Genomic DNA, 25,755 nt, shown 5'->3' on the forward strand with positions numbered 1-25,755 from the left:
CCCCCCATAATTAAAACAACCTAAAAGTAGACATTATTGTTTGTTTTATACTCACTTGGTGTCATGTGACCCAATGATTCATGTGGTCGTTCATCATTATATTGCTCTAACCAATCTGCTGTTAAATCTTGAACTTCTGCAAAGTTTCTAAACAAGTGCAGATTTAGCACTTCTTCTCGATAAGAGCGGTTAAATCGTTCAATAAAGCCGTTTTGGTAAGGTGAGCCCGGTTCAATATAATCAATCTTTATCCCGTGCTTGCCTGCCCACGCGTTAAATTTACGCGAGGTAAATTCACTCCCGTTATCATAACGAATTTTATTGGGATAACCATAAATCTCTGCAAGTCGGTCAAGATAGCGTATCACCCGTGAAGCGGGCATTCCAAAACCAATATCGATGCCTAGCGCTTCACGGTTATAATCATCGATAACATTAAACGTTCTAAACCTGACCCCATTGTCTAAGCTGTCACTCACAAAATCCATCGACCAGCAATACCCAAACACAGCTGGCGTACTGAGTTTATCGGGAGTACGTTTGGGATAGCGTTGTTTTTTCTGTGTTTTCAGCTGAAAACCATTTTCAACATACACGCGATGTACCCGTTTATGATTCCATGAAAATCCCTTTTTACGCAAATACTTAAAGCATTTCATAAAGCCCCATCGGGTATGCTTATCCGTCGTTTTATTCAGCTCGGCAATAATTTCACCATCATTTTGCTGTTTGGCTTGATAGTAGTACGCCGAGCGACTGATTTGTACCACGTCACAGCTCGTCACAATGCTCACATTGTGCGTATTTTGTAAGCCCGCTGCCCATGTTTTACGTGTGGCAACAGGCACTACAGCTTTTTTATGATTTCTTCTTGTAGCTGGGATTTGAGGCTTAAATCGGCATACATCTGTTTTAAGCGGCGGTTTTCTTCTTCAACCGATAAACGGCTGAGGCGTCCATTCCACCATATTTTTCGCGCCATTTATAAAACGTGGTATTGGCAATGCCGTATTTACGGCAGATATCTTTAATCATCATGCCGGATTCAGATTCTTTTAAAATCGCAATAATTTGAGTTTCTGTCATTCATTTGCTCATATGTAAAATCTCCATGGTTGATTTCTATTCTACACATAAGTTGTATTATTTTAAGGGATGGTTACAGAACAAACCTATAAAACATTGTTGGTGGTGATCAACGGTGATCAGAAAAAACTGGCGGTGATGATCCTGCCTGTTTCGCACAAGCTGAGTCTGAAAAAAGCCGCGAAAGCGTTAGATGTGAAAAAAGTCGAAATGGCTGATGTCGATGCTGCGCAAAAATCATCAGGCTATTTAGTCAGCGGCATCAGCCCGATCGAGCAGAAAAAAGCGCTCCCGACCTTTATGACGACAGCGCTCAGCAATGGAATGTGATCTACGTTTCCGGCGGCAAACGCGGCTTGGATCTCGGTTTGAAATCCACCGACTTAGCCCAAGCCTACCGCGGTGTTTTTGTGGAGTTGAGAAATGGGGATTAAAAGAGCGGTTCGTTGAGATTTCCTGTCACCCTTTTTGACTCTCGTTGTAATACTTATACGCTTCATCAATCGAGGGGAAATTGTGCATATAACCTTGTTCTAACACCGCCGCATTATCACAATATTCCCGAATTGCAGCAGGGCTGTGTGATACCAAAATAATCGAGCGGTCTTTACGTTTTTCAAACAATTCGTGCTTACATTTCGCCGAGAAGCGTGAATCACCGACCGCAATCACTTCGTCGATTAAGTAACAATCAAATTCGACCGATAAAGAAAGCGCAAATGCTAAACGGGCTTTCATTCCCGATGAATATTTTTTCACCGGTTCATACAGATAATCACCCAGTTCGGAAAACTCTTCGGTGAAACGTTTGACGTAATCAATATCGACATCATAAATCCGGCAGATAAAACGCAAGTTATCCATTCCGGTCAAACTGCCTTGAAATGCACCGCTAAATGCTAATGGCCAAGAGATGCTCATATTACGCTCGATTGTGCCGCTAGTCGGCGGTTCAACGCCGCTGATTAAACGAATCAAGGTCGATTTGCCCGCACCGTTGCGCCCGAGAATGCCGATTTTTTCGCCTTTTTCCAGTTTGAAATTCACGTCGTGCAACACCGTGCGCCAACCGCTACGGGTTAAGTAACGTTTACTGACATCTTGTACATCAATCACGATGGTTCAATCCCTTTACTAAAATTTTTCACCATAATCAAACCGATTAACAACATTGTCAAATTACAAACCACTAAATACCACGGATCTTCATAAGTGGCAACGCTTGAACCAAAATAGCCGTGGCGGAACATTTCAGTGCCGTGAATCATTGGAATCCAAAGAACATATTGATGAATTTGTGCCGGCAGAGAATGTACAAAGAAAAATGCGCCCGATAACGGCAGCATCACAAAACTCAATGTTCCCCAAATTTTGCCAAACGGTTCGATATGAAAAGCAATCGAACAGATGATCAAGCCCAATCCAAATGCAAACATCGCCATCAGCAACCACGCCAACAGCATATAAAAAATATCTTGTGGTAGATCAATCCAACCGATTGCCATCAAAATTGCCATAATCACAATTTGTGCAATGGTTGCCCCCGCCACTTCCAGCAACATTCTGGAAATCAAGGTATCCAGCACTCGCACATTGCGATGATAAAGCAAACTGATATTGGCATTGATTGCGCCAATCGCTTTATTTGACGCATTTCGCCACATCATTGCCATTGGATAGCCCGTGATCACAAAAGCAATAATATTTAAGGAAGAGATACGATCCGCACGCAAAAATTTCCACATCAATACAATCGCCAGCGTGAGCAAGAGCGGTTCGACAAACAGCCAGAGGAAACCGATGTTATTTCGCCCGTAGCGAGTGATGATTTCACGCAGCAACAATGCTCCAATCACGCGCCGTTGAATGGTGAATGATTGTTGAAACGTTGTTTTATCTCCGTACAGCATCAGTTTTTATGCTCTCTCACACTTGCTAACAGTAAGCTCAATACGCCATAAAGCATTAAGCCGATAATCAATGTCGCAAAAATATTGTAAATCCGATATGGCTCAAGGGCTAAATCGGGTTTGCTAGGTTGGTTGATCACTTCCAAATAAAGCTGCTGACGATCTGCTTCGCTTTTCGCATTTTGCAAGGTGGTGATCGCGGTGGTCAGTTGTTGCTGAGCAAGGGTGTTATCTAATACTAAACGTTGATATTCCGCAGTTTGATTGGCGATCGAATCACTGCCGCCAAAAATAGTTTGAAGCTGTTGTTGCATTTCGGCACGAATACTTTTTTCACGTGTTTGCAAGGTTTTCACCTGAGGGTTTTGTGGTGAAATCACACGCACTTGATCCAGTTGAGTTTGAATACTGATTAGCTCATCTTGCAATTTTGACATCAACGTCAGGTGCACTTCTGATTGCGCTTGCAAATCGAAAATACCGTGTTGAATCCGATATTGGCTCAAGGAAGTCGCTGATTCCGTCACTTGTTTTTCCGCTTCTTTCACCGCTTGATCAGCGAAAATAATGGTATCTCGTCTGGCACGTTCGTTCAGGCGATTAATTAAGGTTTCACCCAGTGTTAACAGTTCCGCATTAATTTTTTGTGCATTTTCAGGATCAAATGCGCGAATGCTTAACGTCGCAATGCCGGAAACCGAATCCAAACTCACGGATTCGCGCTTTTGGAAATAACGGTAAAATGACTCCATTTCATCGCTTAAACCCAATGGGTTGAAACGGCTGAACAAATCGCCCTGATCTTCATAAAAACTACGCATCGGCAATGTTTTTTCCAACTTTTCCACCGCATTGCGCGAGCGCATAAACTCCTGCACAGTGTAAGTGTCGTCTTGCGAGCGGGAAAAGCCAATACCTTGCAACAGCGCCCCAAATCCGCTTAACGAAGATTGATTGCGTGATGAACGCACCACAAAACTGGATTCGGAAATATAGACATCGGAAGCCCAAAACGTGAAATAAACCACCGAGCAAAAGGTCGGAATAATCACCGTGATCCAAAAGAACGGGTTAAACTTTTTCCAGAAACTTTTTGGTGTCTTTGGTTTTTTGTTTTGTTGTATTGACACGCGATTGCCAACTGCTTGTGACTCAGCCATTTTATACCTCAATTAATCCGACAAATTATTCACGCTGTTCGCGGTGCTGGTGACCGGCGAGGTGATCGAGAAAATAATTCTCAAGAATTTTTGGAACTCAGCCAGCGGCGCGTTGGAAACATAAACGATGTCTTTGTTTTGAACCGGGAAACGTTGCACCCAAAACAGCGATTTCGGCTCAAGCAAATTGATTCGATAGACCGTCGGTACGTCCATTCCGGCACTATAGCCTTTGGCACGCCATTCTGCTTGGTCTTTCGCGCTCAACTTATCAAACGGCAAATAGCGGAACACAAACACACCGCGAGGATCAGAACGGTTGTCAATCAAACCGCCCATTCGCCCGATCGCTTCTGCCAACGTTAAACCACGCGCAGAAAAGCCAACTTCACGGCTGCTGCCGACCGCACCAAGTGCAGTAAAACTTAACGGATTATTCAGCAGACTGACCACATCGCCCGAACGCAACACGATATTTTCGGACGGATTCGCCGCCAAACTATCGAGCGAAATCGTTTTCACTTCCGTGCCACGCATCAACTGCACGGAAATATCCGCTGCATTGGCGGTCGCCCCACCAACCGCTGCCACCGCATCAAGCACGCGCTCACCGTGCGCCGTCAACGGCATACGCACGCTGTTGCCTTGGCGCAGCACCGTGACATTCGCTGAATTGTTTTTCACCAAACGCACCATTGCTTGCGGCTGGTTCGCCATTGGCGACAAACGTTTCACAATCTCTTTTTGGATTTGCTCAGGGGTTTTGCCACGCACTGAAATTGTACCCAAAAACGGAATCGTGATCTTGCCGCTTTCACTCACCATTTGTTCGGGTAACGAAGTTAATTGAGCCCCACCTGTGCCGCTTTGGTTCAGCACCCCACCGAACAACACCGCCGGCGGTGCTTCCCAAATCATCACGTCTAGCGTATCGCCCGAACTCACCGTGCCGTTATAACTGCGCGCACCGGAGAAACTGCTGAATGATTGGGATTGTTGACGATTAAAAAGAGCAGTCGCCACCGCATCATTCACATCAACCACCTCAACAGACGGCAGGTTTTCATTGCTTTGATTCTGCAAATCCATCACCTTGCTCTGGCTAGGGCCCGAGGTTGGCATTGTGTTACAGCCTGCCAGCGTGAGGCAGATTAGGCAAAGGGTTAGTTTTTTCATTATATAAAACTCTATATTTAAAAGTGAATCTCACAACCGTGTAATTTATTAAAAGCTTTATTTAAGCAGATTAAATTTTTTATTAATATAATTAAACATAATCGAATCCTTAAAGAAAGCACCTGGCGAACGAAGTAGCTTTCTGAACTTTCTGAACTTCCTTTCATTTAAATTTTGTTTATCAAAAAACTGAAATAAACCAGCAAATAATAACTGTTCTTGAGATATATTTGGCTTATCCTTAATATAACTAGCAATTAGTTTGTTTAGCACTAAATTTCTTCCCCGATCAAAACTCAGGTATTTCGAAGCCCAGTTTAGATTCACTCCACTAGGTCTTTCTCCAGCAATCAGATTATCAAAACTTATTAAAACACCACTATCTAGAAATGCATCGGTAAAGTATTTTTCATCTACTCCAAGATCATTAATTACAGCAATTGGAATATCATGATATGCTGCCTCTAGAATAACACTAGAAGAAAAAGAAATACATAAATCCATATCTAAGAATACATCATTTATATCTAAACGTGAAAACATAATGTTACACGGTGGATCAACTAAATTAGAAAATAATTCAAAATACGAGTACATGTCATCATGTACAGTTTTTTCGCCCTTATAAATTCTTGGTTTTATTATTATATTTTTTTCTGGATTTTTTTTTGCGAGCTCAACTAACTTAGCTAAAACATACTCTCTCTCAGATCTTGATGCTGGTATTTTCACTTGATCTATGAAATAGATGTTCTTCTCATACCCTCGCTTTTCAAACTTAGATGATTCATTTATATTCACAAGACCATAGTTTACTGCTAATACATTTAAATTATATAGAGAAGATATTTTATTTATCCTATCAAAATCGTACTTACAATTCGCGATAATAATATCAGAATTAATCCTAGAACAAATACTTTCTAAATGACCGAATATTACACCAGGAAATACACTTATAACTATAGGACGATTTTTTTTATTGCTGAACCGCACATAAAATTCACGCATAAACTTTCTAAAAGCTACATTTCCAATAGAAGCTATTATAATATCATATTTATAATAATCACTATCTGACAATAAAGATAAATCTAAGATCTTATACTCTAATCCATGAGACTCTTGCAACTGTCTGTATGAGAGCTTATTATTTTTCACATGAAGAATTCCAATCTCAATATTTGAGTGATTAATTTTCCTACCCAGCGCAATTCCTGAGCGTAAAAAAGAATCATAACTAGCAATAATTAATATTTGATACATAGATTAATTTATCTCATTTAAGTTATTTAATATTTCAACATGTTTAAAATTAGATAAAATTTCGAAATGATTATCTGGCGTCAAAAAATCTTGTTCATTATCCGCTTCAGTTTGCATTTCTACCTTTAAAGTTGGATATATCGATATACATCTAGTTTTTTCTGATAATTTTATTGTATAAATAAGAGCGGTTGAACTTAATCCTAAAATAATTTTAGGTTTAACAAGAAAGATTAAGGGTTCTATTAGAAAATCTGGCTCGTCTAACAAAAAGATTTTAATATCTGGACTTAAGAATTTTATTTTTTCTCGCAACACCTTTTTAAACTCAGGAGTGTCCCTAGGATGTAATTTAATAAAAACTCTCGTTTTAAAAAAAACAGAATAAGATTTCAAAATATAAAGTAACTTATCAATGTATAGTTCATTTAAAAAAGAATATCGTTGATTTAGAAAAAATATATCATTATCACTTAAAGAATATGATTCACTTATATTCTTCATCTTATTGCTAATTGGTGCATCTTTATCATAAAGAAAAAACTCAGAACTTCTTCTGAAATTAAAGGTATTTTCTAATAGTTCTGGGAAACTAACATATAAATTATCAAAATACTTCGGAATAACCAAGGCATGTTTTAAACTTTTGAAAAATGGAAAATACTGGATAAAAAATGCTGTTTTTTTTTCCTGATTAGTTAGATTAGATATTATTGCTTTATTCGCTTCACTTTCATTTTCATATTTATATGTGCCGCTTCCCTCTTCAACAAGATTTACTTTCACCCCAAGCAAGCGAGCATTAGCAATTAACAAAGCATAATGCTTTTCAAAACTAAGCATGAAAATTTTATTAGGTTTCAATGATTTAATTAACCTGTTATATGTATTATTTAAATAGACTAACCTCTTTATTTCTATAGTATTAGGACTCAATGGTAATTCTAAAAAATCCAGACCTAAAAACAGCTCCTCTAAAACATGCCCAGCTGTCATTTTTGGTGCTCGCAAATTTTTCTTAGTATATAATATTATTAAAAAACAATTTTTAAACTTTTCTTTTTTTATAAGAGCTTCAACTTGAGCTAGCTGTCCAAGATTTGAAATAAAGAATAAATTCTCTATTTTATTGAGAGTTTTAGGCTGAGTGCCACTAAAAACCCATGAGTCATGAAAAAACTGTAAAGGATTAAAAACTAATTTTTTAAATTTACTCATTTAATTTAAAACCTAAGTATTAGTATTCTAAATCAAACAGCCCATAAAATATAATATTCAAAGAATCTAACTATTATTTATGCTGATTGATTGATTGATTGATTGATTGATTGATTGATTGATTGATTGATTGAGCATCTGCAAAATTTCTTTCAACTAATCACAAAAAGGATTATACTTAAAAGCATAACAGTTTTCAACCACTTAAAGATTTTAGTATAAAAAATATACTTGACACAACTATTAGAGTGATGATAATTCGGTTGTTTCATATTCCAAGATCATATATATAAGTACATTTAATAGGCTTTTGAGATGATAAAAATCGCTGTAATTTTCGGCATAGTAGACAAAAATGTGGCTGAAATCTCGCTTAATCCCTTATAGAATAAGGCGTTAAGTGAGATTTTTTAAAATGACCAAAAAATTGCTATTTCTGTGGTTCAGAACACATTAAAAAACACGGTAAAAATTCAGGCAAGCAACGCTATAAATGCTTGGATTGTTTACGGACATATTCTCACACAAATTACCTTCAATCCGCCCAAATCTGGCACGATTACACCGTCGGAAAACAGACGTATAAGCAGCTTGCGTTAACCTATGATTGTTCGGTCAGGACTATCCAAAGGCACCTGAAAAAAGCCCCTAAAACGCCACTCAGCACACCGCAAACCACAATGTTGAATCTTATTATGGATGTCACTTTTTTCGGGCCACAATTCGGCGTATTAGTCATAATGGATTCCCGCTCAAAAAAGGTGATTTACCACCAAATCGTTCGTACCGAAAAGGACATTTACTATACCAAAGCCATCAATCGATTGCGTAAAAAAGGATTTATTATTCAATCTATTACTTGCGATGGGCGACGGGGCTTATTGAAAGATATATTTAATACGCCAACCCAAATGTGCCAATTTCACCTTGTTGCAATGGTGATTCGCAAGCTGACGAGAAACCCTAAATCCGTTGCCGGAAAGGAACTGAAAACAATGGTTAAAACACTCAAGCAGAGTCACAAAAATGACTTTTATGTCCGTTTGCATCACTGGTTTTTGCAGCATAAAGCTTACTTAGAAGAACGGTCTGATATACCCGATAATCAGGGTAAATTTCCTTATAAACATCGCAAATTGAGAGGGGCTTATGCCAGTATTAAACGCTATATGGATTACTTGTTTGTCTTTGAAAAATACCCGGAGTTACGGATAGAAAAAACGACAAATCGGCTGGAAGGGCTGTTTAAGGATTTAAAGCAGAAATTATCCGTTCATAATGGACTAAACCGAAGGAATAAGATTATGTTTATACAGGATTTTTTGAATAAAAAGAGCTAGAAAAACTAGCGCTTTAAGAGGAGTAGCCACAAAAATGTCTAATAGAAGCTTAGATCTCAAAATCAGCCACATTTTTGGCTACTATGCCTAACAAAAATCGCCATACTTTGCAGATTACAAAGATGGCGATTTTTTATTTTTGGCGTGCTGAAAACCGCACTTTAGGCGGCAACCATCACCATTGCAGGGCGGATCACTCTGCCGTTTAACAGATAGCCTTTTTGTAAGACTTGGGTGATTTGATTGGTGCTGAAACCTTCCACCGGCTGCATTGAAATCGCTTGATGCAATTCCGGATTAAATGCTTCACCGATCACGCCGACCGCTTCAACACCGAATTTATTCACAGTGGAAATCAGCGATTTGTAGGTCAGTTCTACACCATCAAATACCGCCTTACTGCTTTCATCATCCGTTTGCGGTTTCGCTTCCAAGGCGCGTTCTAAATTATCAATCACATCTAACAATTCTTTAGAAAATTTTTCCAACGCGAAGTTATGTGCTTTTTCCACGTCTTGTTCGGCACGGCGACGGATATTATCCACTTCAGCGCGGCTTCTCAATTGCACGTCTTGCACACGCTTGTTGCTCTCTTCGAGTTGTTGTTCCAGCTCTTGCACTCGGGCAATCGCTTCTTCCAACGGATCGCTTTCAATCGTTTCCAAATCGTGCTCCTGCGTTTCCACCGCCTCGCCCGCATTCTCTTCCATTGATTCTACTTTTTTCTCATCAACTACATCAGACATTTTCTTCTCCATGTTTTATGCCGAAAACTAAATCTATTCGCTATTTTAACCAAAAGGCCACTATCAAGTCAGCTTTATCCTATGAATAGTGCTTTCAATCGTGACTTATTTTGCTAATATAGGGGTTAAATTTCCTATTTCAAGCAATATCTGCTTTTTACCGTTTCATGAGTAATATAAATGAGCAATTCGCCTCCTTTAACCACACCCTCGTTGCAGTCGGGTAAACGCCATTTCCATACCATTGGTCTGGTCGGTCGTCCGCGTAATCACAACGCGCTGCAAATGCACAAAAACATTTACCAGTGGCTGAGCGAACGCCAATATGAGGTGTTAGTTGAGGAAGACATCGGCAAAGATTTATCCATTCCTGAACATCACATCGCCCCGATCGAACAGATCGGTGAAAAAGCCGATCTAGCTATCGTGATCGGCGGCGACGGCAATATGCTCGGCACTGCGCGCATACTGGCGCGTTACGACATTGCGGTGATCGGCATTAACCGCGGGCATTTGGGCTTTTTAACCGATATCGATCCGAAACATGCCTATTCACAGCTGCATTCGGTGCTGGAAGACGGCGATTACTTTATCGAAGAGCGGTTTTTACTCGAAGCGATGGTCGAACGCGATAATCAGCTGATCAACCTGAATAACGCGGTGAATGAAGTGGTGATCCACCCGGCAAAAATCGCGCACATGATCGATTTTCAAGTCTATATCGACGACAAATTTGCTTTTTCACAACGCTCCGACGGTTTAATTATTTCTACACCAACCGGTTCAACCGCCTACTCACTTTCCGCCGGTGGTCCGATCCTCACCCCGCAACTGAATGCGATTGCGCTAGTGCCGATGTTCCCGCACACCTTGTCTTCCCGGCCGCTGGTCATTGACGGCAACAGCTTGATTTCACTGCGTTTTGCACAATACACCGTGCGCCAGCTGGAGATCAGCTGCGACAGCCAAGTGGCACACGCCTTTTCGCCGGACGACAAAATTATCGTGCGTAAAAGCCCAGATACTTTACGTTTGCTACACTTAAATGATTATAATTATTTCAATGTGTTAAGTGCAAAATTAGGCTGGTTGCAAAAACTGTTCTGATTATTTTTTAACAGCAATTGTAAAAACCACTTTACTGGATAAAAAAACAGTATAATATGCCTGTATAAATAACCAGTAAAGAGATTTGCTATGTTAACGCATTTGAATATCCAGAATTTTGCTATCGTCAATCAACTCAATCTTGCGCTTCAACACGGCATGAGCGTAATCACCGGGGAAACAGGCGCAGGTAAATCCATCGCGATTGATGCACTGGGTTTATGTTTGGGTGAACGCGCCGAAAGCAGTATGATTCGCCACGGACAAGAACGCGGTGAAGTGCGGTCCAGCTTCGATATTGCCGCTAATCCGGCGGCACAACACTGGTTGCAGCACTATGAGTTGGAGGATTTGGATTCACCGAATCAATGCCATATCCGGCGTGTGATTCGCAACGACGGGCGTTCAAAAGCGTTTATCAATAACTACCCTGTGCCGATCTCGCAGCTGCGCGAATTAGGCGCGCTACTGATTCAAATTAACGGGCAACACAGCTCACAGCGTTTATTAAAATCTAAGGAACAACTCACGCTATTGGATCAATTTTGTGATAACCAACCGTTGTTACAGCAAATGGCAAACGCCTATCAAAATTGGAAGCAGGCAAAGCAGCAACTGCATACTTTCCAGCAACAGTTAACGGAAAACGAAGCCAAGCGCCAACTATTACAGTATCAAGTCGAGGAACTCAACGAGTTTAATCTGCAAGCCGACGAATATCCGCAGCTGGAACAACAACACCTCTGCTTGGCAAATGCGGAACAGATCACCCAACTCTCGCAATCGATCAGTATGTTGTTAAATGAAAACGAAGTGGTGAATGTGGAGTCAATGTTGAACAAATCCGAGCGCTATTGTGAGGAGCTGCTGCAAATGAGCAATCAATATGAAAATTTGCAAAATTTATTGCAAAGTGCGTTGATTCAAGTGCAAGAAGCCGCTTCGGAATTACAAGCACTCTCTGCCGGCATTGAACAAGATCCTTATCTGTTGGCGGAAATCGAACAGCGTCTCAGCACAGCGTTACAACTGGCGAAAAAACACCATGTCAGCCCTGAACAGCTGCCGCAGCACCACCTCGAACTGAAACAACAATTGACGGAACTGGCGGATTTGACCGACGGCGAAGAACGGTTGCAGCAGCAATTACAAAGTGCGGTCGATCGGTTACAACGGACTTCTAAGGCGTTGTATCAAGCGCGAGTCAATGGTGCGGGAAAACTCTCAACAGCTATCACTGCTCAAATTAAACAATTGGCAATGGAAAATGCCGAGTTTGAGGTACAAATCAATCATAATGCCAGCGCGATCACCGCACTTGGTGCAGATGAAGTGGTGTTTATGTTGCGCAGCAATCTGGGGCAACTGTCACAGCCATTGGCGAAAATCGCCTCCGGCGGGGAGCTTTCACGTATTGCACTAGCATTGCAGGTGTTAACCGCCGACAAACTGTCAACGCCAACGCTGATTTTCGATGAAGTCGATGTCGGCATCAGCGGTGCCACCGCCACAGTCGTCGGGCGCTTAATGCAACAGCTGGGGGCAAAACGCCAAATTTTATGTGTGACTCACTTGCCGCAAGTGGCAGCGCACGGACATCAACATTTCAGCGTGCAAAAATATACGCACAACGGCGAAACCGTGACCGAGATGACCGCACTTGATAGCGACACCCGAGTTTATGCGCTTTCCCGTTTGTTAAGCGGCAGTGAAGTCACCGACGCGACTCTTGCCAATGCGAAGGAATTATTGCAATTGACGGCATAATCTCCGGCAAGTTATTCGATCAAATAGCAAAGTGCGGTTAATACCGCACTTTGGTTTCTTAAAGTGAAATTGGCATAGCCATTCTTTCCGTCATGCCGACCTTATCCGCTACGATAGCCCCAAACGCGCATTAATCGTGTGATCGCTTCCTGCAATTCTGTCGGAGCTAAATTGCCAAAGCCTAATGAAAAATAGCGCTTATCGGCGCTATCCTGTTGTACCGGATATAATTTAATCCCCTGTTGCTCGGCTAAATCTTGCAGTTCGCTGATTGAGCGCGATTCACGATAGAGATCCAATAGCAAATAAAAGCCGGAATGTTCGCCGTAATAACGCACGTTATGCTGATAAGGCTGCAATAATTGGCACAACAATTCCATTTTTTTGCGGTAATTGGTGCGCATTTTATGAATATGTTTTTCAAATTCACCCGATTGCATAAATTTTGCCAACAGATGTTGAGTGATTCTAGGCACGGTTGAGTTCAGCTGCCCGCAAGTCTGTTGGTAAATCGGCAATAACGCTTGCGGCAGCACCATAAAGGTAATCCGCAGTGACGGCATCAGCAGTTTAGAAAAAGAGCCTAAATAGATCACGTTATTATTCAGGTTAAGGCTACTGTCTAAGTGGTGCAATGAGGGAATCGGTTTGCCTTTATAGCGAAATTCACTGTCATAATCATCTTCAATGATATAACGATTCTCTTGCTGCTGTGCCCATTCCAACAGCCGCTGGCGTTCATTCGCCGTCAGCACGCTGCCGTAAGGATATTGATGTGAAGGCGTCAAATACAGTACATTGACCGCACTTTGCTGTAATAAAGCAAAATCCATTTTCGGCTCTAATGTGCCGCCGCTATCTTGACGAAACAACGGCAATTTGAACACCGATTTGCCGAATAATCCCAGTAGCCTCTCCACCATCGGATAGCCATATTGCTCCATAGCATAGTGCAGCGGCGCTGTGGGGTAAAGCTGATCGAACAGCAAAATCAGTTGGCTGATACAGGTTTCCACTCCCGCACCCAGTACAATTTGATCAATCCGGCAGCTCACTCCGCGCGAAGCATACAGATATTGCCTAATCTGCTCACGCAGTGCGCTTTCCCCTTGCTTTTCGCCCATGTTCAACAATTCGCCGTTATCCGTTTGTACCACTGATTTAAACATCTGCTTATAACGCGCAAACGGGAAAAGTGCGGTATCGATCTGATTGGGATTCAGATCATAACGAAATACCGGCTTTGCCGTCGTGGCAAGCGGTGCCGAGTTGGTCGGTTGATGAATAAAAAACTGCTCCGCTTTAAATTGTACAAAAAAGCCCTGCCGCACTTTTGCTTCGATATAGCCCTCCGCCAATAACTGCGCATAGGCGGTTTCAACCGTGTTGCGACTAATCGCCAAATGCTCCGCTAATTTGCGTTTCGATGGCAATCGATCGGCATACGCCATTCGCCCGAAAGTAATATCGTCCTTAATTTGTTGGTACAGTTGGACATAGAGCGGTTTAGCCGATTGTTTATCTAACTGAAACGTCCAATTTTTCACCTTTTTCCTGACCCCATTCACTTTATTAAAACTGACGCTTTTAATCATATCTGAATCAGTGAAAATAAGCTCGAGTTTCAATTAAACAACATTTAATCAAAAGCAGGAGAAACGCAATGAATAAAATCTTAGGCAGTGAAATGGTGAAACGCGGCATGGCACAAATGCAAAAAGGTGGCGTGATTATGGACGTGGTCAACGCCGAACAAGCGCGTATTGCCGAAGCGGCTGGCGCCGTTGCGGTAATGGCGCTGGAGCGCGTGCCATCCGATATTCGTGCCGCCGGCGGCGTCGCACGCATGGCAAATCCGAAAATTATGAAAGAAGTGATGAGTGCGGTGAGTATTCCGGTGATGGCGAAAGCGCGAATCGGACATATCACCGAAGCACGCGTGCTGGAAGCGATGGGCGTGGACTATATCGACGAAAGCGAAGTGCTGACCCCGGCGGATGAGGAATTTCACCTGTTAAAAAGCGAATACACTGTGCCGTTTGTTTGCGGTTGTCGCGATTTAGGCGAAGCACTGCGCCGCATCGGCGAAGGCGCTGCAATGCTGCGCACCAAAGGCGAACCGGGAACCGGCAATATCGTAGAAGCGGTGCGTCACCTGCGGAAAGTCAATGCGCAAGTGCGCAAAGTGGTTGCGATGAGCCACGATGAGTTGATGACCGAAGCCAAATTATTAGGCGCACCGTTCGAACTATTATTACAAATCAAACAATTAGGCAAACTTCCGGTGGTGAATTTTGCTGCTGGCGGTGTCGCTACGCCCGCTGATGCCGCATTAATGATGGAATTAGGCGCAGACGGCGTATTCGTCGGCTCAGGGATTTTTAAATCCGAAAATCCGGAAAAATTCGCACGCGCCATTGTGCAGGCAACCACCCATTATCAAGATTATGATTTGATCGCCCGCTTATCGGAAGATCTGGGCGAGGCGATGAAAGGTTTAGAAATATCCAAATTGAACGCCGCCGACAGAATGCAAGAACGTGGTTGGTAAGATGAGAGATTACTCCGCTTATACCGTCGGCGTGCTGGCGTTACAAGGTGCGGTGAGCGAACATCTGGCGCAGCTTAGCAAACTGGGGGCGACCGCACTTCCGATTAAAAAAATCGAGCAATTGAGTACGCTCGATGCGCTGGTGTTGCCCGGCGGCGAAAGCACCGCAATCGGCAAGCTAATGCGTGAATACGGTTTTATTGAGGCAATCCGCCAATTTGCCGCTGACGGCAAACCGCTGTTTGGCACTTGCGCCGGCATGATTCTGCTGGCAAAAGCCATTCAAGGCGAATCGTCAACGCATCTGGGCTTAATGGACATTGAAGTGCGGCGCAACGCTTTCGGGCGGCAAGTCGACAGCTTTCAAACCGCACTTGAGGTTCAGGGATTAGAAACACCGTTTCCGGCGGTCTTTATTCGCGCACCGTATATCACGCGACGGCTTTCCGATCAGGTTGAAAGTTTGGCACAAATTGACGATCAAATCGTCTTGGCTCACCAAAATAACCTACTTGCCTGCGCGTTCCACCCCGAACTCAGGCAAGACGATCGCGTCATGCGGCTGTTTTTAGAGATGCTATAAAAAATACAGGTTTTGCCCACTGTGAGCAAAACCTGTACTTTTTTGCTATACGGATTTCCTTATCCGCAAAGTTAGAAACGGTAACCTAAGCCGATAAAATAAACCATCGGATCTAAGGTGACATCCGCTTTTTGTTCCACCCCGCCCAATTTAAAGCTGGCTTTGGTCTTAATTTTGGCGTACCAAACCGAGGTGTTTAAGAACAGATTTTCAGTTAACCCGACATCCACCCCCGCATTCAGCGCCAAGCCCCACGAATCTTTGAGTTTCAAATCGGTCACCGGTGCAAAGGTCGATTTCTCGCTAAAGAAGGTGGTGTAGTTCACCCCGGCGCCAAAATACGGACGCGCTTTCGCGGTTTTGTCTAAAAAGTAGTATTGCAAATAAAGACTCGGCGGCAGGTGTTTGGTTTTGCCGACCGTGCCGATGCCCGGCAGTGATAATTCATGGCTGAATGGCGTTGCCGCTAACAATTCGACCCCGATATTATCGGTGATCATATAACTCGCGGTTAACCCCAACTGCGCATTGCTGTTGACATCAAAGTCATATTTTAGCGCATTGCCGGTATAATTCTTCGTCGAGGCGTCCGGCACAACTAAAATCGGCCCTCCACGAACAATCACACTCCCCGCTTCATGTGCCAACACTGAACCACTGCTGCAACGAATGCTAATGTCATTTTTTTCATATTGGTTTCCTCTAAAATTAAAGAGCAACTTCTGATCGCTAGCTACTACCCTGTGTTAGTAGTTGACTTAATATAACTCTAATTGAGTAGAATAAAAATGATATAAATCAAATTTGATTTTTTTCATAAAAATAAAATATTGATCTTTCTGTTTTTTCTTTTAATTCGCTGTTTACTATCTTTGATCTAAAACCAAAATGACTTTTTTAGAGCATTTTTTAATCAATGCTATTTCTCGGCAATAAAAATCACTCAAATGAGTGATTTTTATTGCTCTGTGCGACTAAGCCCGCTTTTTACTGGCGCTAAATAGCGCCACAACACCTTCAACCCGAATCTCAACCCGTTCAAACAAGGCGGACAGCAAACGCTGTAACTGCTCTTCCGAATCGGCACGATTGCTAAAAATACCTTTTTGGTTATAAACCTGCATTAATTTTTGACCAAATTTATTGTGCCGAACCCCTTCGCCTAAAATGGTCGCGCCGTAAAGCACGCCATCTTGAGTCAAGGTCGCCACAATATTTTCCAAGGCAGCTTGTTTATCGCACATGGTTCCCGGCAGGCAATGCAATAAATAAAAAATCGAAATAGAATCAAAATGCGCCTGAGTGTTTTCCGGGAATGGCTGAAATACATCTTGTAATAGACAGTGCTTAATTTTGTGTGCCGGAAGAACACGCTGTGCCGCCGCAAGGCTGTTGGCATTTAAATCGGAAAACGAAATCTGGGCGATTTGGTTTGCGCTGCGTTTCGGATAAAACCCCGTTCCAACCCCAATATCCAAGTGGTTTTTGCTCAAATGTTGGCTAAAGTGCGGTAAAAGGTGTTTTTGGGTATCGCAGCGCCACGCATATTGATTCGAAATTTTCAGCACCCACCAATCATATAACTTGAGCGCAAACGGAGTATAAACTTTCATTCCTTGTTTAGTATCTAAAGACATCGTGTCTCCTTATTCTTTGAATTTATTACAGTATGACTCAATGACATAGACCAATCATAATTAATTAAATCCATCGCCATTAAACCGCGGCAGGATTTTACACGCGATACTTTATAAATAAGTGATAGTTTTATAAATTAAAATAGATAATTTAAGGTGTTTTTCTACTTTTGAGAATTAACGTCATTTAGCTGAATAATAACAAAACAAGAAAGGTTTTTTATTTGTAGAATCTGAATAATAGAGAGCTGAGAGAGATTAAGAAAGTGATGGTGCCGGGTAAGCCCCTAAGCTGAACTTAACTCTTTTCTTTGTTATTGACGATAGTAATTAAACTGCCATGTCTTTGAGCTGCTAGACATGACTAATAAAAACAAGCCATCGCCATCGGTCAATGTATATGTATATGGCTTGTCTTTTGGCTTAGCTTTTTCCACTTCGGTGTTATTAAGGCGTTTCACTGTTCTCGGCATAGATCCCCCACATCGTAGTAACTATGAAAATTGCTACTTTACACCATAGTTACTACCATGGTTACTACAATTCGCGGTTAAAGACGAAAAGAGGCGATAAGCTACGAGATATAAAAAGAGATAAAGTTGAGGTAAAGCCAGTATTTACAAGGGTTTTTGCGCTTTGATATGAAAGGTTACGAGGGGTTATGAAATCGTTGATGGTGCGACCGGGTGGACTCGAACCACTGACCCCCACCATGTCAAGGTGGTGCTCTAACCAACTGAGCTACGGTCGCATTTTGAAGTGGCGCTATAATAGCGATTTTCCGATTCGGGAACAAGTATTTTTTTGTTCCGCACATTCGGTTGTTAACTTTTTAAGCAAAATGTGAATAAAACGACCGGTTTGCGCGTAGAATATCGTCAAAACCGTTTGTTATAGCGCTACGGAATAATTTATCATTTATTGGCATTTGTCTTTTCACTGCAATCGATTATGCTGATTGCCTCGATTATTCTTTTTTTAACAGGGGTTTATATGCCATTCTCTTTTTTGTTGAACTTGGCTGTCTTTTTTGTGTTGTTGCTTGCGCTGTATTATTTCAAAAAGCAGGGGCACTCGTTGGCGGTCACGGTGTTGTTGGCGCTGGTGTTGGGTGTGGTGTTTGGGGTCGCACTGCAGAATCTGTATGCGGATCAAAGTGCGGTCAGCACCAGTCTGGACTGGATTAATTTAGTCGGCGGCGGCTATGTTCGTTTACTACATATGATTGTGATGCCGCTGGTGTTTGTGTCGATTTTATCGGCAATCAGCAAGCTGCATGATGCCGGCGGTTTAGGCAAAATCAGTTTTAGTATTTTGTCAGTTTTGTTGATCACCACCGCAATTGCAGCGTTAGTGGGCATCGGTTTCAGCGCGTTGTTTAATCTGAATGCCGACGGGCTGATTGCCGGCAGCCGTGAGCTTGCCGCGCAAGAGCGCGTTTTAGGGCGAGTTGATCAGGTGGCGAATTTAACCATTCCGGCGATGTTGCTTTCATTTATTCCGCGCAATCCGTTTGCCGAATTGACCGGCGCAAACCCGACTTCGATTATCAGCACCGTGATTTTTGCGGCATTTTTAGGCATTGCTACCCTACGTTTGCGCAAACAAAACGGCGACACGGCGGAACGCATCACCCAAGGAATCGACAGTTTGAACAAATTGGTGATGAGTTTAGTGCGAATCATCATCAGCCTGACACCATACGGCATCTTGGCACTGATGACGCGTATGGCTGCCACCTCAAGCCTTGCCGACATCTTAAACTTGCTGAATTTTATCATCGCCTCCTATTTGGCTATCGCAGTAATGTTTATCGTGCACGGCTTGCTGTTGGCTTTCAGCGGAGTCAATCCGTTTGTGTATTACAAAAAAGTGTTGCCGACGCTGCTGTTTGCCTTCACTTCTCGTTCAAGTGCGGCGACAATTCCGTTGAATATCGAAACTCAAACCAATAAATTGGGCAACTCTAGTACTATTGCCAATTTCTCGGCAACATTCGGTGCGACGATTGGACAAAACGGTTGTGCTGGGATTTATCCGGCAATGCTTGCCTTTATGGTCGCACCGTCAGTCGGTATTGATCCGCTGGCGCCGCAATTTATCTTATCGTTAGTAGCAATCGTGACCATTTCATCATTCGGCATTGCCGGTGTCGGTGGTGGCGCAACCTTCGCGGCGATTGTGGTGCTTTCGACTATGAGCTTGCCGTTAACGCTGGTCGGTTTGCTGATTTCAATTGAGCCGTTAATCGACATGGGCAGAACCGCACTTAACGTGAACGGCGCAATCACCGCTGGTACGTTAAGCAGCAAATGGTTGAAACAAACTGATTTGCAGCGGTTAGAAAATCCAAACGCGGATTAATACCGCACTTGATAAGCAAAAGCCCGATTCGTAATAGATCGGGCTTCTTGGTTATCGCGTTACAGATCGTCGATAATGTGGTCAAACCACTCAATCACATCTTTTTCATGAATACCGTGTTGAATCTGTACTCCCGCCAGTTTAACCGAATCGGCATTGCCGGAAATCAGCGGGTGCCAGTTAAACAGCGGCTTGCCTTCATACAATAAGCGATAGGCACAGGTTTTCGGCAGCCAGCCGAAGTCCGGCAGATTTTGCTTGGTGAGTTTGGTGCAATCCTCCTCCAGCTCAAACCGTTGAGGATAGTTTTGGCATTTGCCGGTTTTCAAATCGAGCTGATTACAGGCAATCCGAGTGAAATACAGCTGTTCATACTTGCCGTAGCCGTCCAGCATTTTACGATAGCAGCACAAGCCGCAGCCGTCGCACAACGCCTCCCACTCTTGTTCGTTCATGTCTAACAAAGATTTACTTTGCCAAAACCGCTCTTTCATGGCTTCTCTTAAATAAACTCGTGGCTCAAAGAAAAACAGGCATACTCAGTACGCCTGTTTTTGGTTACATTCAATGCGACTTAAAAATCGCTGCTTTCTTTCAAGCTGACGGTTAAGTTAAACACCAAGTGATCAGTCGTTGAATCTTTGCTGTCGGCACAGAAATAGCCTTCGCGTTCAAACTGGTAGGCTTGTTCCACTGCTACCGAGGCTAAATTCACTTCCGCCACACCGTGCACCACGCGCAAAGAATTCGGGTTTAACACCGATAAAATATCCTCTTCCGCGCCCGGATTCACTACGGTGAACAAGCGATCATACAGGCGGAATTCCGCAGGATGATTTTGTGTCGCTGAAACCCAATGGATCACGCCTTTCACTTTGCGCCCGTCCGCCGGGTTTTTGCCCAACGTTTCCGGATCGTAGCTGCAATATAAGGTGGTGATATTGCCCTCAGCGTCTTTTTCAACCCGCTCGGCTTTAATCACATACGCATTGCGCAACCGCACTTCCTTGCCTAACACTAAACGTTTGTATTTTTTATTCGCTTCTTCACGGAAATCCGCTTGATCGATATAAATTTCACGTCCGAACGACAATTGGCGCTCACCCAATTCAGGACGGTTCGGGTGATTTGGCGCGGTTAGGCTTTCGTCTGCACCTTGAAAATTTTCAATCACCACTTTCAGCGGATTTAATACCGCCATCGCGCGCGGTGCGTTGATGTTCAAATCGTCACGAATGCAGGCTTCCAATGCGCTGAATTCGATCATATTGTCTTGCTTGGTCACGCCGATACGATCGCAAAACTCACGCAACGCTGCCGGCGTGTAGCCGCGACGGCGTAAGCCAGAAATGGTCGGCATTCGCGGATCGTTCCAACCGTCCACCACTTTATCGGTCACTAATTGCAACAATTTGCGTTTAGAAGTGAGCGTGCCTTCCAGTTGCAAACGCGAAAATTCATATTGGTGCGGTAATGGGCGCTCAATCGAGATATTCTGCAACACCCAGTCATATAAACGGCGGTTATCCTGAAATTCCAAGGTGCACAATGAATGCGTGATTCGTTCAATCGCATCGGAAATGCAGTGGGTGAAATCGTACATCGGGTAGATGCACCATTTATTGCCGGTTTGGTGATGGTGTGCGAATTTGATCCGATACAACACCGGATCACGCATAACCATAAACGGCGACGCCATATCGATTTTCGCGCGCAGACACGCCGCCCCTTCGGCAAATTCGCCGTTACGCATTTTTTCAAACAGCGCTAAGTTTTCCGCCACACTGCGCTCGCGATACGGGCTGTTTTTCCCTGCTTCGGTCAAGGTGCCGCGATATTCACGGATTTGCTCCGGCGACAATTCATCGACATACGCCAGCCCTTTTTCGATCAATTCGATCGCATAGCCGTGCAGTTGATCAAAATAATCCGAGGCATACCGCACTTGATCCTGCCATTCAAAGCCCAGCCATTCGACGTCTTGTTTGATCGAATCGACATATTCCACATCTTCTTTCACTGGGTTGGTGTCGTCAAAACGCAAGTTACACATACCTTGATAATCACGGGCAATGCCGAAATTCAGGCAGATCGATTTTGCGTGTCCGATATGCAGATAGCCGTTCGGCTCCGGTGGAAAGCGGGTGTAAACGTTGTTAACTTTGCCTTGTGCCAGATCTTCATCAATAATATGGCGGATAAAATTACTCGGGCGATTTTCTGCGTCGTTTACCGCAGAAACCTCATGCTCACTCATAGCGCTCCTCAAAATAAATAATAGGCTGTTCTTTATAAAATTTGTCTATTCTACACTGTTTGACAGCAGAACAAAACCCATAGCAGTGTGAGGTTCGCTCAAATTATAACAACTGTCTTTACTAATAAATATCGTACTGTCTCCCTCTGCCCTTCGGGCATCTCCCTCCGCAGGCGGAGGGAGAGAAAATCATATATATCACCAATAATGGACAAAAAATCTCTTTCGCCCTCTCCGTTTACGGAGGGGGCTGCCGAAGGCTGGGGGAGGTATAACATACTATTTTAATCAGATCGCATAGGCTGGGCTTTCCAGCCCAGCACAAACCGCACTTGCCCCGCCGCTTGTCAGAATGATTAAGTAATTCTTAAGAAATTAATGTTATAGTAGCCGCATTCGTAAAAATTCCATTATTCCAACACAGATATTCCGAATGAAGATGAAAACCAATAAACTGAAACCGATTGCAACGGCAGTTGTCGTTCTTGGGCTGCTTTTCGGCGGGTACTATTATTATCAAAGCCGTAATAGTGCCGATAACAAAACCACTTACCTGACCGAAAATGTCAGTCGGCAAACTTTGGCAAACAGCGTAATCGCCACCGGGACTGTGCGCAGTAATAATCGGGTGCAAGTGGGGGCGCAGGTTTCCGGGCAGCTCACTCGAATCCATGTGAGCTTAGGGCAAAAGGTGAAAAAAGGCGATTTGGTGGCAGAGATTGATTCAAAAACTCAAGTGGATGCCTTAAGCAGCGCACAGTCTCAGCTCACTTCGTATCAGGCACAATTAAAAGCGGCGCAAGCCTCACTGACTGCGATGCAATCGTCCTATGATCGGATTAACCGTTTGCATAAACAAAAATCTGCCACCCAAGACAGCCTCGAAACGGCGGCGGTGAATCTTGCCAATGCCAAATCGACGATCAGCCAATTGGAAGCCTCGATTAAACAGGCGGAAATTTCGGTCACTACCGCACAAACCAATTTAGGCTACACCAAAATTTTAGCGCCGATCGACGGCACTGTGATTTCCATTCCGGTTTCCGAGGGGCAAACCGTCAATGCCAATCAAACCGCGCCGACTATCGTGCAGATTGCCGATTTAAGCAAAATGCTGATTAAGGCCGAAATTTCCGAAGGCGACATCACCAAAGTCAGCGCGGGTATGAAAGTGACCTTCACCACGCTTGCCGATCCGAATGCGGTTTATCATGCCGAAATTGTGTCGATCGATCCGGCATTGACTACCCTGACCGACAACGAATACAGCGAATCCTCCAGCGACAGCAGCGCGGTATATTTCTATGCCAATATTTTGGTGGATAACCAAGACGAACAGCTGCGCATCGGCATGACCACGCAAAATACCATCACCATTGCCCACAGCGATAATGCCCTCTCGGTTTCCAGCATGGCGGTGCAAAAAAACGGCGAACGCCATAGCGTGCGAGTGTTGACCGCCGATAACCAAGTGGAGAACCGCGAGGTGGAAATCGGCATCAGCGACGGCGTGAATACTGAAATTCGTTCCGGCTTGCAAGAAGGCGACAAGGTGATCACCGGCGAAATGCGCCAAGGGGAATCGGTCGGCAACAGCGGCAATGTGCGGATGCGCCTGTAAACCGCACTTTAAGGAAACGGCACAGCGATGAACATTATTGAAGTCAGTCAACTGAATAAATCCTTCGGCAGCGGAGAAAATCAGGTTCATATCCTGAAAGAGATTAATCTTGAAATTAAAAAAGGCGATTTTATCGCGATCATGGGGACTTCCGGCTCCGGCAAATCGACCCTGATGAATATTTTGGGCTGCTTAGACACCGCCAGCAGCGGCTCATATAAAATTGACGGCACCGAAACCTCACCGCTGTCACGCGATCAACTGTCGGATTTACGCCAGAAAAAATTCGGATTTATCTTCCAACGCTACAACCTGCTGTCGGCACTCAATGCACTGGAAAATGTTGCCCTGCCGGCAGTTTATGCCGGTTTGCCGCACGATCAGCGTTTGGCGAAAGCGAAAGAATTACTGGAGAAATTGAATCTCGGCGACAAGCTGTATAACAAGCCGAATCAATTGTCCGGCGGGCAGCAGCAACGCGTCAGTATCGCACGTGCGTTGATGAACGGCGGCGATATTATTTTGGCAGACGAACCGACCGGCGCGCTGGATTCAAACAGCGGTCTGATGGTGATGCAAATTTTGCAGGATCTGCACCGTGAGGGGCATACCATTATTTTGGTGACCCACGATAAAGACATTGCCAACTATGCCAATCGAGTGATTGAAATCAAAGACGGGCGAATTATCAACGACACCCGTCGCGGCGATCAAATCGTCGAAAAGCAGCCGAGCGCTGCGATCAAGAAAAACCGCCTGAGCCAAATTAAAGATCAGCTGATCGAATCGTTTAAAATGTCGGTGAATGCGATTTTAGCCCACAAAATACGCTCGCTGCTGACCATGCTCGGAATTATTATCGGCATCACTTCGGTGGTGTGCGTGGTGGCGATCGGCAATGGCTCGCAACAAAAAATCCTCGCCAATATTAACGCGATGGGCACTAACACCATGGATATTTATAACGGCACCGGTTTTGGCGATCGGCGCGCGAATCGCACCAAAAATCTGACGATTCAAGATTCCGAGATTCTTGCCAAACAGCATTATATCAAAAGCGCAACCCCGAACAGCGCGGTCAGCGGCACGTTAACTTACGGCAGCCAAGCACTGACCGCACAAGCGCGCGGCGTGGGCGATCAGTTTTTTAACGTGAAAGGGCTAACCTTAAAACAAGGGCAAATTTTCACTTTGGATGATGTCAAAAACAGCGCACAAGTGGCGGTGATTGATGAAAACACCCAGCGCGAACTGTTTCAAGCTAAATCGCCGATCGGGCAAATTATCATGATCGATAAAAAACCGTTAAAAATTATCGGTGTTGCCGCCACCAGCAATAATATGGGTATGCCGTCCAGCAGTCTGAATATTTGGCTGCCATATACCACCGCGATGAACAAAATTTCCGGGGAAAGAACCATTGATTCGATTACGGTAAAAGTCAAAAATGACGTCAACACCCAAGTGGCGGAGAAAAATTTGACCCAACTTTTGACTGCGCGGCACGGCAAAAAAGACTTTTTTGTGATGAACACCGACACGATTAAACAGACGATTGAAAGCACCACCAACGTGATGAAACTGTTGATTTCGTCGATTGCCTTGATCTCACTGATTGTCGGCGGAATCGGAGTGATGAATATCATGCTGGTTTCCGTCACCGAGCGCACCAAAGAGATCGGCGTCAGAATGGCGGTCGGCGCACGTCAGTCGAATATTTTGCAGCAATTTTTGATTGAAGCGACGCTGATTTGTGTGATCGGCGGCTTGGTCGGCATTTTGTTGTCGTATATTATCGGCACGCTGTTTAACTACTTTATGACAGATTTCACCATGATTTTTTCGGCGTTCTCAATTGTCGCCGCAGTGATCTGTTCGACATTAATCGGCTTGATTTTCGGCTTTTTACCTGCTAAAAATGCCTCTCAGCTAAATCCGATAACCGCACTTTCAAGGGAATAAGTTT

Annotated in this window: 21 protein-coding genes, 1 tRNA gene and 2 pseudogenes; 9 read left to right on the plus strand and 15 right to left on the minus strand. The window is 43.8% G+C overall.

All coding sequences use genetic code 11. The features are described 5' to 3' along the window. Positions 1-20 precede the first annotated feature (20 nt). Positions 21-1,086: pseudogene (locus ACUHGC_RS09775) on the minus strand (IS3 family transposase). 66 nt (positions 1,087-1,152) lie between these two features. On the opposite strand from ACUHGC_RS09775, the pseudogene ACUHGC_RS09780 reads away from it, so the two are divergent. Next, positions 1,153-1,520 (plus strand): annotated as a pseudogene (locus ACUHGC_RS09780) (YbaK/EbsC family protein); the annotation flags it as partial. Between the two features lie 25 nt (positions 1,521-1,545). On the opposite strand, the gene ACUHGC_RS09785 reads toward ACUHGC_RS09780, so the two are convergent. The 6 genes from ACUHGC_RS09785 to ACUHGC_RS09810 are packed head-to-tail and all read right to left on the minus strand — an operon-like array spanning position 1,546 to position 7,816. Continuing rightward, on the minus strand, positions 1,546-2,202 hold the full coding sequence (locus ACUHGC_RS09785) for an ABC transporter ATP-binding protein (RefSeq protein ID WP_446833135.1): 657 nt from the start codon (positions 2,200-2,202) through the stop codon (positions 1,546-1,548). Next, positions 2,199-2,996, minus strand: a complete 798-nt coding sequence (locus tag ACUHGC_RS09790) for an ABC transporter permease (protein ID WP_446833136.1) — start codon at positions 2,994-2,996, stop codon at positions 2,199-2,201. Before ACUHGC_RS09790 ends, ACUHGC_RS09785 begins: the two co-directional genes overlap by 4 nt. Beyond that, positions 2,996-4,156, minus strand: a complete 1,161-nt coding sequence (locus ACUHGC_RS09795; RefSeq protein WP_446833137.1) for a capsule biosynthesis protein — start codon at positions 4,154-4,156, stop codon at positions 2,996-2,998. The genes ACUHGC_RS09790 and ACUHGC_RS09795 overlap by 1 nt, the downstream gene beginning before the upstream one ends. 12 nt (positions 4,157-4,168) lie before the next feature. Continuing rightward, positions 4,169-5,332, minus strand: a complete 1,164-nt coding sequence (locus ACUHGC_RS09800) for a polysaccharide biosynthesis/export family protein (RefSeq protein ID WP_446833138.1) — start codon at positions 5,330-5,332, stop codon at positions 4,169-4,171. 57 nt (positions 5,333-5,389) lie between these two features. After that, positions 5,390-6,598: a DUF6716 putative glycosyltransferase gene (locus tag ACUHGC_RS09805; RefSeq protein ID WP_446833139.1), complete on the minus strand. Its 1,209-nt coding sequence runs from the start codon at positions 6,596-6,598 to the stop codon at positions 5,390-5,392. A 3-nt stretch (positions 6,599-6,601) separates the two neighbouring features. Continuing rightward, a complete protein-coding gene (locus ACUHGC_RS09810; protein ID WP_446833140.1) occupies positions 6,602-7,816 on the minus strand; it encodes an alpha-2,8-polysialyltransferase family protein in 1,215 nt (404 codons plus the stop codon). A gap of 452 nt (positions 7,817-8,268) precedes the next feature. On the opposite strand from ACUHGC_RS09810, the gene ACUHGC_RS09815 reads away from it, so the two are divergent. Next, complete coding sequence (locus ACUHGC_RS09815; RefSeq protein WP_446834810.1) at positions 8,269-9,156, plus strand: IS256 family transposase, variant Zn-binding type; 888 nt, start codon at positions 8,269-8,271, stop codon at positions 9,154-9,156. A 161-nt stretch (positions 9,157-9,317) separates the two neighbouring features. Here the strand turns inward: ACUHGC_RS09815 and grpE are convergent, their stop codons facing one another. Further along, a complete protein-coding gene (grpE, locus tag ACUHGC_RS09820) occupies positions 9,318-9,902 on the minus strand; it encodes a nucleotide exchange factor GrpE (RefSeq protein WP_446833141.1) in 585 nt (194 codons plus the stop codon). Between the two features lie 180 nt (positions 9,903-10,082). Between grpE and ACUHGC_RS09825 the strand changes: the two genes are divergently transcribed. Both ACUHGC_RS09825 and recN read left to right on the plus strand, forming a co-directional pair. Continuing rightward, positions 10,083-11,009: an NAD(+) kinase gene (locus ACUHGC_RS09825; protein ID WP_446833142.1), complete on the plus strand. Its 927-nt coding sequence runs from the start codon at positions 10,083-10,085 to the stop codon at positions 11,007-11,009. A gap of 90 nt (positions 11,010-11,099) precedes the next feature. Next, positions 11,100-12,776 carry a DNA repair protein RecN gene (recN, locus tag ACUHGC_RS09830; RefSeq protein ID WP_446833143.1) on the plus strand — a complete coding sequence of 559 codons (1,677 nt, stop codon included), beginning with the start codon at positions 11,100-11,102 and terminating at the stop codon, positions 12,774-12,776. A gap of 101 nt (positions 12,777-12,877) precedes the next feature. Here the strand turns inward: recN and pdxR are convergent, their stop codons facing one another. Continuing rightward, on the minus strand, positions 12,878-14,371 hold the full coding sequence (pdxR, locus tag ACUHGC_RS09835; RefSeq protein ID WP_446833144.1) for a MocR-like pyridoxine biosynthesis transcription factor PdxR: 1,494 nt from the start codon (positions 14,369-14,371) through the stop codon (positions 12,878-12,880). A 68-nt stretch (positions 14,372-14,439) separates the two neighbouring features. On the opposite strand from pdxR, the gene pdxS reads away from it, so the two are divergent. Beyond that, positions 14,440-15,327 carry a pyridoxal 5'-phosphate synthase lyase subunit PdxS gene (gene pdxS / locus ACUHGC_RS09840; RefSeq protein WP_446833145.1) on the plus strand — a complete coding sequence of 296 codons (888 nt, stop codon included), beginning with the start codon at positions 14,440-14,442 and terminating at the stop codon, positions 15,325-15,327. Between the two features lies 1 nt (position 15,328). Next, positions 15,329-15,910 carry a pyridoxal 5'-phosphate synthase glutaminase subunit PdxT gene (gene pdxT, locus ACUHGC_RS09845; RefSeq protein ID WP_446833146.1) on the plus strand — a complete coding sequence of 194 codons (582 nt, stop codon included), beginning with the start codon at positions 15,329-15,331 and terminating at the stop codon, positions 15,908-15,910. Between the two features lie 71 nt (positions 15,911-15,981). On the opposite strand, the gene ACUHGC_RS09850 is transcribed toward pdxT, so the two are convergent. The 4 genes from ACUHGC_RS09850 to ACUHGC_RS09865 form a co-directional block, all read right to left on the minus strand. Further along, positions 15,982-16,587 carry an OmpW family outer membrane protein gene (locus ACUHGC_RS09850; protein WP_446834886.1) on the minus strand — a complete coding sequence of 202 codons (606 nt, stop codon included), beginning with the start codon at positions 16,585-16,587 and terminating at the stop codon, positions 15,982-15,984. A gap of 297 nt (positions 16,588-16,884) precedes the next feature. Beyond that, complete coding sequence (locus ACUHGC_RS09855; protein ID WP_446833147.1) at positions 16,885-17,547, minus strand: class I SAM-dependent methyltransferase; 663 nt, start codon at positions 17,545-17,547, stop codon at positions 16,885-16,887. A 314-nt stretch (positions 17,548-17,861) separates the two neighbouring features. Next, a complete protein-coding gene (locus ACUHGC_RS09860) occupies positions 17,862-18,020 on the minus strand; it encodes an integrase arm-type DNA-binding domain-containing protein (RefSeq protein WP_446833148.1) in 159 nt (52 codons plus the stop codon). A gap of 201 nt (positions 18,021-18,221) precedes the next feature. Further along, positions 18,222-18,298 (minus strand) — tRNA-Val (locus tag ACUHGC_RS09865). Between the two features lie 242 nt (positions 18,299-18,540). Between ACUHGC_RS09865 and ACUHGC_RS09870 the strand changes: the two genes are divergently transcribed. After that, complete coding sequence (locus ACUHGC_RS09870; RefSeq protein WP_446833149.1) at positions 18,541-19,911, plus strand: L-cystine transporter; 1,371 nt, start codon at positions 18,541-18,543, stop codon at positions 19,909-19,911. 59 nt (positions 19,912-19,970) lie between these two features. Here ACUHGC_RS09870 and ACUHGC_RS09875 read toward each other — a convergent pair whose 3' ends face one another. Together ACUHGC_RS09875 and glnS are read right to left on the minus strand one after the other, a co-directional pair. After that, entirely contained in the window at positions 19,971-20,405 is a 435-nt protein-coding gene (locus tag ACUHGC_RS09875) for a YcgN family cysteine cluster protein (protein WP_446833150.1), read from the minus strand. An 80-nt stretch (positions 20,406-20,485) separates the two neighbouring features. Beyond that, entirely contained in the window at positions 20,486-22,168 is a 1,683-nt protein-coding gene (gene glnS / locus ACUHGC_RS09880) for a glutamine--tRNA ligase (protein WP_446833151.1), read from the minus strand. A gap of 433 nt (positions 22,169-22,601) precedes the next feature. Between glnS and ACUHGC_RS09885 the strand changes: the two genes are divergently transcribed. Further along, a complete protein-coding gene (locus ACUHGC_RS09885; RefSeq protein ID WP_446833152.1) occupies positions 22,602-23,789 on the plus strand; it encodes an efflux RND transporter periplasmic adaptor subunit in 1,188 nt (395 codons plus the stop codon). Between the two features lie 27 nt (positions 23,790-23,816). Continuing rightward, positions 23,817-25,751 (plus strand): MacB family efflux pump subunit, encoded by a 1,935-nt coding sequence (locus tag ACUHGC_RS09890; protein WP_446833153.1) that lies wholly within the window; start codon positions 23,817-23,819, stop codon positions 25,749-25,751. Positions 25,752-25,755 lie beyond the last annotated feature (4 nt).

The organism is Testudinibacter sp. P27/CKL/0425 (assembly GCF_052931395.1).

Coding starts and splice junctions, on each gene's coding strand:
- ACUHGC_RS09875 (WP_446833150.1), bottom strand. CDS start 20,405: ATGAAAGAGCGGTTTTGGCAAAGTAAATCTTTGTTAGACATGAACGAA.
- ACUHGC_RS09805 (WP_446833139.1), bottom strand. CDS start 6,598: ATGTATCAAATATTAATTATTGCTAGTTATGATTCTTTTTTACGCTCA.
- ACUHGC_RS09860 (WP_446833148.1), bottom strand. CDS start 18,020: ATGCCGAGAACAGTGAAACGCCTTAATAACACCGAAGTGGAAAAAGCT.
- pdxS (WP_446833145.1), top strand. CDS start 14,440: ATGAATAAAATCTTAGGCAGTGAAATGGTGAAACGCGGCATGGCACAA.
- pdxR (WP_446833144.1), bottom strand. CDS start 14,371: ATGATTAAAAGCGTCAGTTTTAATAAAGTGAATGGGGTCAGGAAAAAG.
- recN (WP_446833143.1), top strand. CDS start 11,100: ATGTTAACGCATTTGAATATCCAGAATTTTGCTATCGTCAATCAACTC.
- ACUHGC_RS09855 (WP_446833147.1), bottom strand. CDS start 17,547: ATGTCTTTAGATACTAAACAAGGAATGAAAGTTTATACTCCGTTTGCG.
- ACUHGC_RS09825 (WP_446833142.1), top strand. CDS start 10,083: ATGAGCAATTCGCCTCCTTTAACCACACCCTCGTTGCAGTCGGGTAAA.
- ACUHGC_RS09810 (WP_446833140.1), bottom strand. CDS start 7,816: ATGAGTAAATTTAAAAAATTAGTTTTTAATCCTTTACAGTTTTTTCAT.
- ACUHGC_RS09790 (WP_446833136.1), bottom strand. CDS start 2,996: ATGCTGTACGGAGATAAAACAACGTTTCAACAATCATTCACCATTCAA.
- ACUHGC_RS09870 (WP_446833149.1), top strand. CDS start 18,541: ATGCCATTCTCTTTTTTGTTGAACTTGGCTGTCTTTTTTGTGTTGTTG.
- ACUHGC_RS09890 (WP_446833153.1), top strand. CDS start 23,817: ATGAACATTATTGAAGTCAGTCAACTGAATAAATCCTTCGGCAGCGGA.
- ACUHGC_RS09885 (WP_446833152.1), top strand. CDS start 22,602: ATGAAGATGAAAACCAATAAACTGAAACCGATTGCAACGGCAGTTGTC.
- ACUHGC_RS09800 (WP_446833138.1), bottom strand. CDS start 5,332: ATGAAAAAACTAACCCTTTGCCTAATCTGCCTCACGCTGGCAGGCTGT.
- ACUHGC_RS09795 (WP_446833137.1), bottom strand. CDS start 4,156: ATGGCTGAGTCACAAGCAGTTGGCAATCGCGTGTCAATACAACAAAAC.
- grpE (WP_446833141.1), bottom strand. CDS start 9,902: ATGTCTGATGTAGTTGATGAGAAAAAAGTAGAATCAATGGAAGAGAAT.
- pdxT (WP_446833146.1), top strand. CDS start 15,329: ATGAGAGATTACTCCGCTTATACCGTCGGCGTGCTGGCGTTACAAGGT.
- glnS (WP_446833151.1), bottom strand. CDS start 22,168: ATGAGTGAGCATGAGGTTTCTGCGGTAAACGACGCAGAAAATCGCCCG.